Origin of the sequence: Phyllobacterium sp. 21LDTY02-6, from assembly GCF_023554255.2 — a bacterium.
Lineage (GTDB): Bacteria > Pseudomonadota > Alphaproteobacteria > Rhizobiales > Rhizobiaceae > Phyllobacterium.
In genome coordinates, this window is sequence record NZ_JAMJWD020000002.1 from 885529 (window position 1) to 899535 (window position 14007).

At 63.0% G+C, this 14007-nt stretch carries 14 protein-coding genes; all 14 read left to right on the forward strand.

All coding sequences use genetic code 11. The features are described 5' to 3' along the window. Positions 1-99 precede the first annotated feature (99 nt). The 14 genes from M8997_RS10650 to tilS all read left to right on the forward strand — a co-directional run bounded on the left by M8997_RS10650 (position 100) and on the right by tilS (position 13937). Positions 100-1296, forward strand: coding sequence for an OpgC family protein (locus tag M8997_RS10650; protein WP_250020097.1), 1197 nt, complete (start codon positions 100-102; stop codon positions 1294-1296). 84 nt (positions 1297-1380) lie between these two features. Continuing rightward, positions 1381-3054 (forward strand): acyl-CoA synthetase, encoded by a 1674-nt coding sequence (locus M8997_RS10655; protein WP_250020096.1) that lies wholly within the window; start codon positions 1381-1383, stop codon positions 3052-3054. A 368-nt stretch (positions 3055-3422) separates the two neighbouring features. Beyond that, complete coding sequence (locus M8997_RS10660) at positions 3423-3950, forward strand: DUF1465 family protein (RefSeq protein WP_250020095.1); 528 nt, start codon at positions 3423-3425, stop codon at positions 3948-3950. Positions 3951-4033: 83 nt separating this feature from the next. Beyond that, positions 4034-4558 (forward strand): crossover junction endodeoxyribonuclease RuvC, encoded by a 525-nt coding sequence (gene ruvC / locus M8997_RS10665; RefSeq protein ID WP_250020094.1) that lies wholly within the window; start codon positions 4034-4036, stop codon positions 4556-4558. Positions 4559-4644: 86 nt separating this feature from the next. Further along, positions 4645-5262, forward strand: a complete 618-nt coding sequence (gene ruvA, locus M8997_RS10670; protein ID WP_250020093.1) for a Holliday junction branch migration protein RuvA — start codon at positions 4645-4647, stop codon at positions 5260-5262. Between the two features lie 152 nt (positions 5263-5414). Beyond that, a complete protein-coding gene (gene ruvB, locus M8997_RS10675; RefSeq protein WP_250020092.1) occupies positions 5415-6455 on the forward strand; it encodes a Holliday junction branch migration DNA helicase RuvB in 1041 nt (346 codons plus the stop codon). Further along, positions 6455-6916, forward strand: a complete 462-nt coding sequence (gene ybgC / locus M8997_RS10680) for a tol-pal system-associated acyl-CoA thioesterase (RefSeq protein ID WP_250020091.1) — start codon at positions 6455-6457, stop codon at positions 6914-6916. Before ruvB ends, ybgC begins: the two co-directional genes overlap by 1 nt. Positions 6917-7128: 212 nt before the next feature. Next, positions 7129-7836, forward strand: coding sequence for a protein TolQ (tolQ, locus tag M8997_RS10685; RefSeq protein WP_250020090.1), 708 nt, complete (start codon positions 7129-7131; stop codon positions 7834-7836). A 45-nt stretch (positions 7837-7881) separates the two neighbouring features. Next, complete coding sequence (gene tolR, locus M8997_RS10690) at positions 7882-8331, forward strand: protein TolR (RefSeq protein WP_250020089.1); 450 nt, start codon at positions 7882-7884, stop codon at positions 8329-8331. Between the two features lie 5 nt (positions 8332-8336). Beyond that, entirely contained in the window at positions 8337-9437 is a 1101-nt protein-coding gene (locus M8997_RS10695; protein WP_250020088.1) for a hypothetical protein, read from the forward strand. Positions 9438-9522: 85 nt separating this feature from the next. After that, positions 9523-10788 carry a Tol-Pal system beta propeller repeat protein TolB gene (gene tolB / locus M8997_RS10700; RefSeq protein ID WP_250020111.1) on the forward strand — a complete coding sequence of 422 codons (1266 nt, stop codon included), beginning with the start codon at positions 9523-9525 and terminating at the stop codon, positions 10786-10788. Between the two features lie 221 nt (positions 10789-11009). Beyond that, on the forward strand, positions 11010-11510 hold the full coding sequence (gene pal, locus M8997_RS10705) for a peptidoglycan-associated lipoprotein Pal (RefSeq protein ID WP_250020087.1): 501 nt from the start codon (positions 11010-11012) through the stop codon (positions 11508-11510). A gap of 158 nt (positions 11511-11668) precedes the next feature. Next, complete coding sequence (gene ybgF / locus M8997_RS10710; protein ID WP_250020086.1) at positions 11669-12631, forward strand: tol-pal system protein YbgF; 963 nt, start codon at positions 11669-11671, stop codon at positions 12629-12631. After that, positions 12606-13937 carry a tRNA lysidine(34) synthetase TilS gene (gene tilS / locus M8997_RS10715; protein WP_250020085.1) on the forward strand — a complete coding sequence of 444 codons (1332 nt, stop codon included), beginning with the start codon at positions 12606-12608 and terminating at the stop codon, positions 13935-13937. The genes ybgF and tilS overlap by 26 nt, the downstream gene beginning before the upstream one ends. Positions 13938-14007 lie beyond the last annotated feature (70 nt).

Here is a 14007-nt window from a genome sequence, read left to right on the forward strand (position 1 = left end):
CTTAGGAAGACATTAATCAAACCGACTAGCCAAGCTGAATCGCTAGCCCGAATCCCGGGCATCGAGCTTGCGGATTGCTGACAGGAAGTGGTGAACAACATGACACAGAGCCAGACAAAACAGCGGGACACCCGCATCGATGTCTTCAGGGCGCTGGCGCTGTTGACCATCTTCATCAATCACGTGCCGGGAACGATCTACGAGCACCTGACCCACAAGAATTTCGGCTTTTCCGACTCGGCCGAGGCCTTCGTCCTCATCTCCGGAATAGCCGTCGGGCTTGCCTATGGCTCCAAATTCTCGGCCGGCAGCCGTTTCCTGATGACGCTGAAGGCATGGCGGCGGGCGGCGACGCTCTACAGCACCCATATACTGACGACGATCGCGACGCTGGCGATCTTCTGCGCCGCCGGCATCTACCTGAAGCGGCCGGATTTCATGTCCTTCATCAATATCGGCCCGCTGATGGACGAGCCGGCCAAGGCGCTGATCGGCCTTGCGACGATGGGCCACCAGCTCGGCTACAACAACATCCTTTCGATGTATGGCGTCCTCCTGCTCATGCTGCCGCTGTTCCTGGCGATAGGCAGCGTCAGCATCAGCGCCATGGTCGGCATTTCGGGCGTGCTGTGGCTGGTTTCCGGCGTCTACCAGATCGCGCCGCCGAACTATCCGACCGATGGCGTCTGGTTCCTCAACCCGCTGTCATGGCAGTTCCTGTTCGTCATCGGCATCGCCGGCATCATGCACGTGCGCCGCGGCGGCAGCATCGCCTTCAACAAATATCTGTTCGCCCTGTCGGCGGCCTATATCCTCATCGCGCTCGTCTGGGTGCGCTGGCCGCTCTGGGGCGTCGATACCTCGCTCGGCCTGCCGATGGTGGTCACCGGCTTCGACAAGACCTTCCTGTCGCTGACGCGGCTCGCCCATGTGCTTGCGCTGGCCTATATCATCGTTTCGGTGCCGGCGATCTCCAATCTCGCCCGCACCGCGGTCGATCATCCGCTGGCCATTCTCGGCAAGCATTCGCTGCCGGTCTTCGTGGCGGGAACGATCCTCGCAATGGTGGCCCAGGTGGTCAAGGTGATGAATCCCGGCGGCCTGCTCGACGATACGCTGCTGATCGCCAGCGGCATCATGGCCCAGTTCGCCCTTGCCTATTACCTCGAATGGCTGCCGCGGATCGGCTGGGGCGCCAAGGCCGCTCCGAAGCCGGCCCTGCCGGCCAAGGGCCCTGTCGCCGGCAAGGTGCAGGTGGCCGGTTCGGTCAAGGTTGCCGGCAACGTCCTCGCCTAGGTTTCGGCTAAAGAGACTGGCCAAGGGCGGCCGGACCTGCTTCTATCGCATCAGGGAGTCGTCTGGTGATGTGGGAGGCAGTGCATGGGTGGAATGTTCGATCGGGATCTTGACCGGAACGAAGCCAATCACCAGCCGCTGACGCCGCTTTCCTTCCTGGAGCGTGCCGCGCGGGTCTATCCGTCCCGCACCGCCATCATCCACGGCGCCGAACGCACGGACTACGCCACCTTCTACGCGAGATCGCGCCGGCTGGGATCGGCGCTCCAGCGCGCCGGCATCGGCAAGGGCGACACGGTAACCGTGATGCTGCCCAATACGCCGCCGATGCTGGAGGCGCATTTCGGCGTGCCGATGACGAAAGGCGTGCTGCATTCGCTCAATACCAGGCTCGACGCCGCGATCATCGCCTTCCAGCTCGACCATGCGCAGACGAGGATCGCCATCGTCGATACGGAATTCGCGGAGGTCTTCGCCGCCGCGCTCGACCTGTGCAGCGTCAAGCCGCTGGTCATCAATGTGGTGGACGGGCAATATCCGGCCGATGCCCCGCATCCGGCGGGGGCGATGATCGGCGACCTCGACTACGAGAGCTTCCTTGCTTCCGGCGATCCGGAATTCGCCTGGTCGATGCCGGACGACGAATGGGACGCGATCAGCCTCAATTATACCTCCGGCACCACGGGCAATCCCAAGGGCGTCGTCTACCACCACCGTGGCGCCGCCCTCATGGGCTATGGCAATATCGTCGCCTCGGGGCTCGGCCGCTACGCCGTCTATCTCTGGACGCTGCCGATGTTCCACTGCAATGGCTGGTGCTTTCCCTGGACGCTGGCGCTGCAGTTCGGCACGCATGTCTGCCTGCGCTGGGTGCGGGCGAAGCCGATCTACGATGCCATCGCCGATCATGGCGTCACCCATCTGTGCGGCGCGCCCATCGTCATGTCGACGCTGATCAATGCGAAGGAGGAGGAGAAGCGGCGCTTCCCCCATACGGTGTCGTTCAATACCGCCGCCGCGTCGCCGCCGGAAGCGATCCTCGCCGGCATGGCCGAGGCGGGGTTCGAAGTGACGCATCTCTACGGGCTGACGGAGACCTATGGCCCGGCAGTGGTCAATGAATGGCAGCAGGAGTGGGATGCGCTGGAGCCGGGCGCAAGGGCGGCGCGCAAGGCCCGGCAGGGGGTGCGCTATCCCTCGCTCGAGAACCTCGCGGTGCTCGACCCGCAGACGCTGGAGCCGGTTCCCGCCGATGGCAGGACCATCGGCGAGGTGATGTTCCGCGGCAATATCGTCATGAAGGGCTATCTGAAGAACGCCAAGGCCAGCGCCGAGGCCTTCGCCGGCGGCTGGTTCCATTCGGGCGATCTCGGCGTTCTCTATCCGGACGGCTACATACAGCTGAAGGACCGCTCCAAGGACATCATCATTTCGGGCGGCGAGAACATTTCGTCGATCGAGGTCGAGGATGCCATCTACAAGTTTCCCGGTGTCGGCACCTGTGCCGTGGTCGCCTGTGCCGACGAAAAATGGGGCGAGACGCCGTTGGCATTCGTGGAGATGAAGCCGGGACATGCGGCGGAGGCGGCGGAAATCCTCGCCCATTGCAGGAAGGTGCTCGCCCCGTTCAAATGTCCGCGCCATGTCCTGTTCGAGGACATTCCGAAGACGTCGACCGGCAAGATCCAGAAATTCGCCCTGCGCAGGCGGGCGGAGGAATTCGCCATGGCCGGGCAGGAGGCACGGCCGTCCGCATGAGGCCGGGCGGCTGCGAAAATGCAATTCGCTTGTCGGCGTTAACCGATCATTAAGCATTACAATCTATAAATTGATCATCCAGTTTTCTGGATTCTTACCAAGTGGTTTGGCCACTTTGTTTGACGCCTCCCTGTTAGACTCCTGAGAGCCGCCTCGTTTTGCGGCTCTTTTTTTATGTTCATATCCTCGCGGGCACGCTGCCGTTAACCCTTTATTAAGGATAAACTTGCGCTGATGTATCCGACCGGGCAGGTTGCTGGGGAATACCGCCCGCCAACCGTTGTGATGTTCGACCTGCTGCGCCAGTAAGAAGCACTGCTTTGACGAAATTGCGGATTGCGGCAGCGCATTAGATGACAGGGCATATGATGGGTGAACACGAATTTCGGGCTGACAATACGATTCGACTGGCGGACCGCATGGTCCGCTCCGAGGGCTTCAACCTGCTTTACGACGAGGGCATGAACCTGGTCGAGGAGGCTGCGGCCTATCTCGACGGCGAGGGGCGCGAGGCGGCGCGCTCGATGTCGCGCACGGCCGCGACGCTTTATGCGGCCGAATCGATGCGCCTGACGACGCGCCTGATGCAGGTCGCCTCATGGCTGCTGCTGCAGCGGGCTTCGCGCAGCGGGGAAATGACGCTGGAGCAGGTCCTCTCCGAAAAGGCCAAGGTTCGCCTCGATACCGATTCGGCGCCCGAGAGCGCCGCCGGCTGGGAAGATATCCCGGAGGACTATCGCGGTATCGTCCACCGCTCGCTGCGCCTGCAGGCGCGGGTGCGGCAGATGGACGACGAAATCTACAGCGGCGGCAGGACCCCGCGCCCGAGCTTCCTGACGCCAAATCCGGTTTCGGACCAGATCAGCCTGCTCGCCACCGCATTCGGTCATCGGTAAAAAGCCGGTCGAAACGACAATTTGTTTCTCTTTTGTTCACCTTTCTGCTGTCAAGTCGCCTGACACGGGATTAAGGTCCGCACATGAAAGAAGCGATTCGCATCATCGGCATCGATCCGGGGCTGAGGCGCACCGGTTGGGGCATTATCGAGACGCTCGGCAATTCGCTGCGCTTCGTTGCCTCGGGCACGATCAGCTCGGATGCGAAGCTCGACCTCGCCTCGCGGCTCTGCCAGCTTCATGACGGCCTCGCAGCGGTGATCCACCAGCTCGTGCCGCATGAGTCGGCGGTGGAGCATACTTTCGTCAACAAGGATGCGACGGCGACGCTCAAGCTCGGGCAGGCGCGCGGCATAGCGCTGCTGGTGCCGGCGCTGGCCGGCCTCAAAGTGGCGGAATATGCGCCGAACGCCGTGAAAAAAGCGGTGATCGGCGTCGGCCATGGCGAAAAAGCGCAGATACACATGATGGTGAAAGTGCTGATGCCGAAGGCGACATTCGACACCGACGATGCGGCCGACGCCCTTGCGGTGGCGATCTGCCATGCGCACCACCGGCAGAGCGCGATCGGGCGGCTGGCGATAGAACAGAAGCTGGCGGCGCTGTAGGCTGCCGGAAGCGGTGGAATTTTGGGGCGGCACCGATTCCGGGCGGCACCATGACAATCGGGATGCTCTGAACACGGGGTGGCGGCATGATCGGAAAGTTGAAGGGCACGGTGGACGAGATCGGCGAAGATCACGTCATTCTCGATGTGCACGGCGTCGGCTACGTCGCCTATTGCTCGATGCGGACGCTGTCCAGCCTGCCCGGCGCGGGCGAAGCGGCGACATTGCTGATCGAGACCTATGTGCGGGAGGATCTCATCCGCCTCTACGGCTTCGGCACGGTGCTGGAGCGTGAATGGTTCCGCCTGCTGCAGAATGTGCAGGGCATCGGCGCAAAGGTGGCGCTGAGCGTGCTCGGCACGCTGTCCCCATCGGACCTCGCCAATGCGATCGCGTTGCGCGACATAGCCATGGTCAGCCGCGCGCCGGGCGTCGGCAAGCGCGTGGCGGAACGGATCGTCACGGAACTGAAGAACAAGGCGCCGGCCTTTGCGGGCGAGGCGCTGGGCACGATCGGCCTGAAGCAGGAACTCGGCGAAGGCGTCGCCGCCGCGCCGGTGACCGATGCGGTTTCGGCGCTGACCAATCTCGGCTATTCCCGCGACCAGGCCGCCAATGCCGTTGCCGCCGCGCTCAAGGATGCCGGGGAGGGCGCCGATTCGGCCAAGCTGATCCGCCTGGGGCTCAAAGAACTGGCGCGATGAACGATGAAAAGACCTGTTCCCGACTATGCCGGGCGGCCCGGGCTTGGTATTTGCGGCAAAGAGTTTCTATAAGGCTGCATGGAACATGCTGAGCGCACGTCACATGGCAATATCGACCTTCCACCCAATCGCAGCGCATGCGGGAGGCGCCAATGAGTGAGACCGACCGCCTTCTGGCGCCGGAGAAACGCGGAGAGGACCTCGATACCAGTCTTCGCCCGCAGACGCTGGCCGATTTCGTCGGCCAGGCCGCCGCGCGCGCCAATCTCAAGGTCTTCATCGATGCGGCGAAGGCTCGCGGCGAGGCGCTGGACCATGTCCTCTTCGTCGGGCCGCCCGGCCTCGGCAAGACCACGCTCGCGCAGATCATGGCGAAGGAGCTCGGCGTCAATTTCCGCTCCACTTCCGGGCCGGTCATCGCGAAAGCCGGCGATCTGGCGGCGCTTCTGACCAATCTCGAAGAGAACGACGTTCTCTTCATCGACGAGATCCACCGGCTCAATCCGGCTGTCGAGGAGATCCTTTACCCGGCGATGGAGGATTACCAGCTCGACCTGATCATCGGCGAGGGACCTGCGGCGCGTTCGGTGAAGATCGACCTGGCGAAATTCACGCTCGTCGCCGCCACCACGCGGCTCGGCCTGCTGACGACGCCGCTGCGCGACCGCTTCGGCATTCCGGTGCGGCTCAATTTCTATACGGTGGAGGAGCTGGAACATATCGTGCGCCGCGGCGCCCGCATCCTCGGCATAGGCATGACCGATGACGGCGCGCTGGAAGTGGCGCGGCGGGCGCGCGGCACGCCGCGCATTGCCGGGCGGCTTCTGCGCCGCGTGCGCGATTTTGCCATCGTCGACGGCCGCGACAGGATCGACCGCGAGATAGCCGACAGCGCGCTGCTGCGGCTCGAGGTGGACAAGCTCGGGCTCGACCAGCTCGACCGCCGCTACCTGGCGATGATCGCGCATAATTTCGGCGGCGGGCCGGTGGGGATCGAGACCATCGCCGCGGGCCTGTCGGAGCCGCGCGATGCGATCGAGGACATTATCGAGCCCTATCTGATCCAGCAGGGGTTCATCCAGCGGACGCCGCGCGGCCGGGTGCTGACTGCCAATGCGTGGAAGCATCTCGGGCTCAGCGCGCCGGCCGATATCGTGCAGCAGCAGATCGCACTGTTCCAGGATGACGAATGATGGCCGACAAACCGATGGATGCAGCCGCAGCGCTGGCTGGTGAACTGACGGCCGACGGCCATCGTCTCCAGGCGCGCGTCTACTATGCCGACACGGATTTCTCCGGCGTCGTCTACCATGCCCGCTACCTCGAATTCCTCGAGCGCGGCAGGACGGATTACCTGCGCCTGCTCGGCGTCCATCATTCGGAACTTGCGGAGGGCAAGCTCGGCGAGAGCATCGTCTGGGTGGTGCGGCGCATGGAGATCGACTTCCGCTCGGCCGCGCGCATCGACGACATATTGACCGTCGAGACCCATACGGCAGCCATTTCCGGCGCGAGGGTGAAGATGGCCCAGTCGATCAGCCGCGGCGACGAGCTGCTGCTGACGGCGACGGTGGAAGCCGCCTTGGTCAACGGGGCAGGGCGGCCGCGGCGGTTTCCGGCCGAATGGGTCGAACTTTTCCGCCCGCATCGGTGAGTTCGAGTAAAAAAACTTATAATCGAACAAATATTTGAATCATAACTGATCCTTAACCATAACAAATCATGAATAGACGGCAGGGAACGAGGCGTTTGGCGTTAACGCCTTCGTTTTACCAAAATTAACGTCAAGAAGCCGCGTTAAGGTTTACTGGATGAGAGACGATTGCAGCCCGGTCGCCAAGCCGGGTTTTCGGATTCGAGGATAATATGGAAGATTTAGCGGTTGCCGTTCAAGCGTCGGACGTATCCTTGTGGGGATTGTTCTGGCAGGCTGGCCTCATCGTCAAGCTGGTGATGATCGGGTTGTTGGGCGCTTCGATCTGGACCTGGGCGATCATCATCGACAAGATGCTCGGCTTCGGCCGGGCCAAGCGCGCCTTCGACCGGTTCGAGCAGGTGTTCTGGTCGGGCCAGTCGCTCGAGGAGCTCTATCGCAATCTCGGCGACAAGCGAACGGTCGGCATGGGCGCGATATTCGTCGCAGCGATGCGCGAATGGAAGAAATCGTTCGAAAAGGGCGCGCGCTCGCCGATCGGCCTGCAGATGCGTATCGACAAGGCGATGGACGTGGCGCTGGCCCGCGAGAGCGACTACCTGTCGGCACGGCTCACTTCGCTGGCGACGATCGGATCGGCCGGCCCGTTCATCGGGCTGTTCGGAACGGTCATCGGCATCATGACCTCGTTCATGGGCATTGCCGGTTCGAAATCGACCAGCCTTGCCGTGGTGGCGCCCGGTATCGCCGAGGCCCTGCTGGCGACGGCGATCGGCCTCGTCGCGGCCATTCCGGCGGTCATCGCCTATAACAAGCTGTCGAGCGATGCGGGCAAGCTGACCGCGCGCATGGAAGGCTTTGCCGATGAATTCTCTGCCATACTCTCGCGGCAAATCGATGAGAAGCTGCCGCGGGCGTGAGTACCGGACTGATGGCGCAACAATATCATTTACGGGATTGACGATATGGGCATGTCAGTGGGTAACAGCGGTTCTGCCGGCGGGCGCCGGCGCCGCGGACGTCATTCCAAGGGTTTGATGAGCGAGATCAACGTGACGCCGCTCGTCGACGTCATGCTGGTGCTGCTGATCATCTTCATGGTCACCGCGCCGATGATGACCGTCGGCGTGCCGATCGACATGCCTGAGACGTCGGCCCAGACGCTGAACAGCGAGGCCGACCCGATCTATGTGACGATCAATCCGCAGGGCCAGATCTATCTGCAGGAAACCGAGATCACCATCGACGAGGTGGTGCCGCGGCTGCAGGCGATTGCCAAGACAGGCTATAAGGAGCGGATTTTCGTCAAGGGCGACAAGGCCGCCGATTACGGCACCATCATGAAGGTCATGGCCAGGATTTCGGGCTCGGGCTTCAGCAATATAGGCCTTGTGAGCCTTCCGGAAGGCAACTGATCCAAATGCGGGCCAGCATAACATCATCCGCAATCATCCACGCCGTCGTGCTGGGCTGGGGACTGTTGTCCTTTTCCGCCCCGAGCCCGATGGACATGGCGAATTCGGAATCGATGCCCGTGGAAATCATCTCGGATGTCAGCCAGCTGCAGCAGGGCGACAAGACCGCTGCGAAGAACGACAAGCCGGCACCGAAGCCGAGCGAGAAGCCGCAGACCGTGCCCGACGCGCAGAATATCGGCGAGAGCGATACGGATACCGACACCAAGCCGGTGCCGGAGACCAAGCCCAAGCCGGTCGAGGCGGCCGAGGCGCCGAAGCCTTCCGAGATGCCGGTCGAGAAGCCCGAACCGCAGCCCGATCCGAAGCCCGAAGTGCAGCCCGAGCCGACGCCGGTGCCCGCGACCGAGGTGAAGCCGAAACCGGAGCCGCAGCAGGAGGTCAAGCCCGACCCCGTTGCCGAAGCCATCAACGAGACCAGGACGGCGACGATCCCCACCGAGGCGCCGAAGGCGGAGCCTGCGCCGGTGGCCGAAAAGCCGGCCGAGGAACAGATGAAGCTGCCGGAAAAGGTGGCGATGCCCCAGGCAAAGCCGACGCCGCCGGCCCAGACCGCCAAGACGCCGGAGCGCAAGGAACCGACCGAGAAGCCGAAGAAGACGCAGACGGCCTCGACGCCTTCGAAGGACAAGGGCATTGCCGACGAGGTCGCGGCGCTCCTCAACAATCAGAAGCCGGCGGGCGGCGGTGCCAAACGGTCGACGGATCGGGCATCCCTCGGTTCGCAGAAGCCGAGCACGGGCGAGAAGCTCAGCCAGAGCGAGATGGACGCTCTGAAGGGCGCCATCCAGAAGTGCTGGAACGTTCCGGCAGGCGCGGAAGATGCCGACGGACTGCTGGTTACCGTGAAGATGCGGCTGACCCGTTCCGGCGAGATAGAAGGCACGCCCGAAGTGTCGGGTTCGGGAAGTTCGCCTGTACAGCGCGCGGCAGTCGAGAGCGCACGCCGCGCCGTGCTGCGCTGTGCACCATACTCCCTGCCGCAAGAGAAATACGACACCTGGGCAGACGTGACGGTCAATTTCGACCCGCGTGACATGTTCTGAACCAATCGGCCAGCCAGATGAGGGCCCCCAAGCTATGATGAAACTAATCCGGATACTTCTTCCAACCTTTGCGGCGGTCTTCGCCATGGTCATGACCATGAATGCGGCGGCCCGGGCAGAAGTCGTCATCGACATCACCAAGGGCACGGTCGAGCCGCTGCCGATCGCCATCACCGACTTCCTGTCGGGCGATCAGCTGGGCGCGCAGATATCGAGCGTGGTCGCCGCCGATCTGGAGAGGTCGGGGCTCTTCGCCCCGATCGACAAGGGCGCCTTCATCGAGAAGATCTCCAACCCGGACGCACAGCCGCGCTTCGACGACTGGAAGGTCATCAATGCGCAGGCGCTGGTGACCGGGCGGGTGACCAAGCAGGGCGACGGCAGGCTGAAGGCGGAATTCCGTCTCTGGGATACGTTTGCCGGCCAGCAGCTGGAAGGGCAGCAGTTCTTCACCTCGCCGGACAGCTGGCGCCGGGTGGCCCATATCATCGCCGATGCGATCTATGAGCGGCTTACCGGCGAAAAAGGCTATTTCGATACGCGCGTCGTGTTCGTCGACGAGTCCGGTTCCAAGGAAAAGCGCATCAAGCGCCTGGGGATCATGGACCAGGACGGCGCCAATGTGCGCTATCTGACGAATGGCAAGGATCTCGTCCTGACGCCGCGCTTCTCGCCGAGCCGCCAGGAAATCACCTACATGTCCTATGAGCATGGCCGGCCGCAGATCTACCTGCTGCAATTGGAAACGGGCCAGCGCGAGCTTGTCGGCAATTTCCCCGGCATGACCATCGCGCCGCGCTTCTCGCCGGACGGGCAGAAGGTCATCATGAGCCTGCTGCAGGAAGATGGCAGTGCCAATGTCTATTCGATGGATCTGCGCAGCCGCACCACGACCCGGCTGACGAGCACGAGCGCCATCGATACGGGCGCGTCCTATTCGCCCGACGGAACGCAGATCGTGTTCGAATCCGATCGCGGCGGCCGCCCTCAGATCTACAAGATGGGCGCCGACGGTTCCAATCCGCAGCGCATCTCCTTCGGCGACGGCTCGTATTCGACGCCGGTCTGGTCGCCGCGCGGCGATCTCATCGCCTTCACCAAGCAGTCGGGCGGCCAGTTCTCGATCGGCGTGATGAAGACGGATGGATCGGGCGAGCGCATCCTGACCAGCGGCTATCATGACGAGGGCCCGACCTGGGCGCCGAACGGCCGCGTGCTGATGTTCTTCAGGATGCCTCCCGGCAGCGCCAGCCCGCATCTGATGACCGTGGACCTGACCGGCCGCAATCTCCGCCAGATCCAGACGCCCAACCTGGCGTCCGACCCGGCCTGGTCGCCTTTGCTCGAATAGGATGGCGGATCATTGCAAGGTTAATCGCGGCGGAGTTCCCACTTCGCCGCGATCGTCGTTTTTCCGCCGCATTCCTCCCCTTAAGGATGCGGCACAACCAATAAATTCGCCGTTAGTCCTGGTGTTAAGAGTGGATTAACCCTGTTTCTTGAGCGAGCCTTAACCTCGATATGGTTACTGCTTGCTGACAGACACAATTCAATTCCTAAGGAGTCCAGGCTATGCGCCGCTTCGAAATGATCGCCCGCAGTCCCGTTTTCGTCGCCCTCTTCCTGTCGCTCGCCGTTGCAGGTTGCGCTTCGAAGAAAAACATCAACAACGCCGGTGATCTTGGTCTTGCCGGAAGCGCCACGCCCGGCTCGACGCAGGACTTCACCGTCAATGTCGGCGACCGCATCTTCTTCGATGTCGACTCGTCCGTCATCCGTGCCGATGCCCAGCAGACGCTGTCCAAGCAGGCCCAGTGGCTGCAGCGCTACCCCAATTACTCGATCACGATCGAAGGCCATGCCGACGAGCGCGGCACGCGTGAATACAATCTGGCGCTCGGCCAGCGCCGTGCGGCTGCCACCCGCAACTTCCTTGCCGCCCGCGGCATCCCGGCCCAGCGCATCAAGACGCTTTCCTACGGCAACGAGCGCCCGGTCGCCGTTTGCGACAGCGAATCCTGCTGGTCGCAGAACCGCCGCGCCATCACCGTTCTCGGCGGCGCCGGCAGCTGATACAAAGCAACAACACCAGGAAAAAAGCGGCTGTAACGGCCGCTTTTTTCGTTTTGTATTGTCTTGAAACAAAATTTGGCCGAAGTCACACTGCTCGTGTTAAATACGACGCCAGGATGAAAATCCAAGGTAATTTCCCATTTTCAGGGCGGTGAAGGATGAAGAGACGTTTGAAGTATTTCGTGTGGGCGATGACCGTCGTGCCGTTTCTGGCTGGCGGCGCGAGCCATGCGGCCGGCATTGGCGGCGGGTTTTTTCCGCCCGCGCCGAAGACGGATATCGGCCAGGGCGGCGCCCCGATCATCATGGCGCAGGCGGGCGATCCGCGTGTCAGCCAGCTTGAAGAGCAGGTGCGCCAGCTGACGGGCAAGATCGAGGAACTGAACTTCCAGCTGCTGCAGATGCAGGAGCAGATGCGCAAGGTCCAGGAAGACAATGAATTCCGGTTCGAGGAAATCGAAAAGGGCAAGCGCAGCGATGCCGGGCAGAAGAGCGACCGCGCCGTCGCCTCCGCTCCAGCCCGGCCGGACGATGGGGAGGCATCTGACGATGCCTCCGCCACCGATTCCGCTGCTGTTGAAAATCAGCCTGATTCTTCCGGCGACGTGTTGTTCGGCGCCCCGCCGCGCACGCTCGGCCAGATACAGTTTGATGCCAATGGCAACGTAATCGGTGGAACGGCCAGCAATGCGCCGGCCGGTGCCGACAATACCATCGTCGCCGCCCTGCCGCAGACCGACGATCCGAAATCGCTCTACGACCAGGCCTACCAGCTTTTCCTCTCGGGCGACTATCGCAGCGCCGAGGCGGCGTTCCGCAGCCATGTCGAGCGTTTCCCCAATGATCCGGCCAATCCCGATGCCCGCTACTGGCTGGGAGAATCGCTCTACGGCCTCGGGCGCTACCAGCAGGCGGCGTCGGTCTTTCTCGACAATCACAAGCAATATCCGGACGCCAAGAAGAGCCCGGAAAATCTGCTCAAGCTCGGCATGACGCTGGCCAGGATGAAGGATCATGAAGTGGCCTGCGCCACCTTTTCCTCCGTCACATCGCGCTACCCCAATGTTTCGCAGGCGGTTAAAGAGCGCGTGAAGAATGAACGTGCCGCCAACAAGTGCTGATCCTGCGGCAGCCTTCGCGTCCATCGACTTCGCCAGCCTGAACTCGGTCGTGGTCGCCGTCTCCGGCGGCAGCGACTCGCTGGCCCTGCTATATCTCCTGCTCGACCGTTCGAAGCGGGAAGCGGCTTTTCCGAGGATCGCCGCGGTGACCGTCGATCACGGGCTGCGGCCTGAATCCGCCGCCGAGGCAGCCTATGTCGCGCAGCTGTGCGAACGGGCCGGCATCGCCCATCGCACCATGCGGTGGGAGGGGCCGAAGCCCGATAGTGCACTTTCGTCGAAGGCCAGGGAAGCGCGCTACCGGCTGTTGTGCGAGGCTGCCGCCGATCTTGGCGCGCAGGCGATCCTCACCGGCCACACGCTCGACGACCAGATCGAAACCTATGCCATGCGCCTTGAGCGGGCAAAGGAAGCCAGCGATGCGCGCGGCCTTGCCGCAATGGCGCCGGCGACCCTGCTCGAGCGGCGCTACTGGCTGCTCCGGCCCTTGCTCGGCACGTCCCGGGAGACGCTGCGTCGCTATCTGCAACAGGCCGGTATCGAGTGGCGCGACGACCCGAGCAACGAAAACGTCGACTATGAGCGCGTGCGGGTACGAAACCGGCTGCGCGGCGGCGACCGGGCGCCGCTGCAGCAGCACATTGCCGGACATGCAGCGCGGCGGCAGGGGCTGAGCGCGGATGCGGCGACGCTGCTGCCGTCGCTTCTGGCGATGGAGGGTGACGACCTTGCGGTCGTCTCGCGCCAGCCTGCCGGGCCCGATCCGCAGCGGCTGGCGACCGGCGCCATTCTCGCCATCATCGGCGGCCAGGAATTCCTGCCCGCTGCCGCGCAATGCGACAGGGCAGTTGCGTTTCTGGCCGATGGCGAGGCCGGCAAGAAAGCCTCGCTTGCCCGCTGCATCCTCGAAAGCCGGCGCCAATCCACCGCGATCTACCGTGAATTGCGGGGAATCCCGACCCATATCGTCGAGCCCGGCGCGACGATCGTCTGGGACGGCCGCTACCGCGTGAGCAATGGCGGCCATACGCCGGTCACGATCATGCCGCGCGGCTACCGGGCGGATGCGGCGGGCCAGCCTTCGCCATTGCAGCGGCGGGCGGCCGCATCGGCGCCCTCGCTCGTGCGAAGCGACGGCACGCTGGTCGAGGACTTCGCCTCGGCCTGCGTCAGCGTCACCCGGCACCTTTCCCTGTTCGACCGGGTTCTTTCAGGATATGATGTGGCACTGGCTCAATCTTTTGCGCACATCTTGAAGTTGCAGGCCTATCCGGCGCCGCCTGTAAACCAGATTAACAAGAATTGACCCGAGTTGGACTGCTAGCCTTGGCAAGGCCACGCTTCGAACCTATGTTACGATAGAATTCCGCATGTGC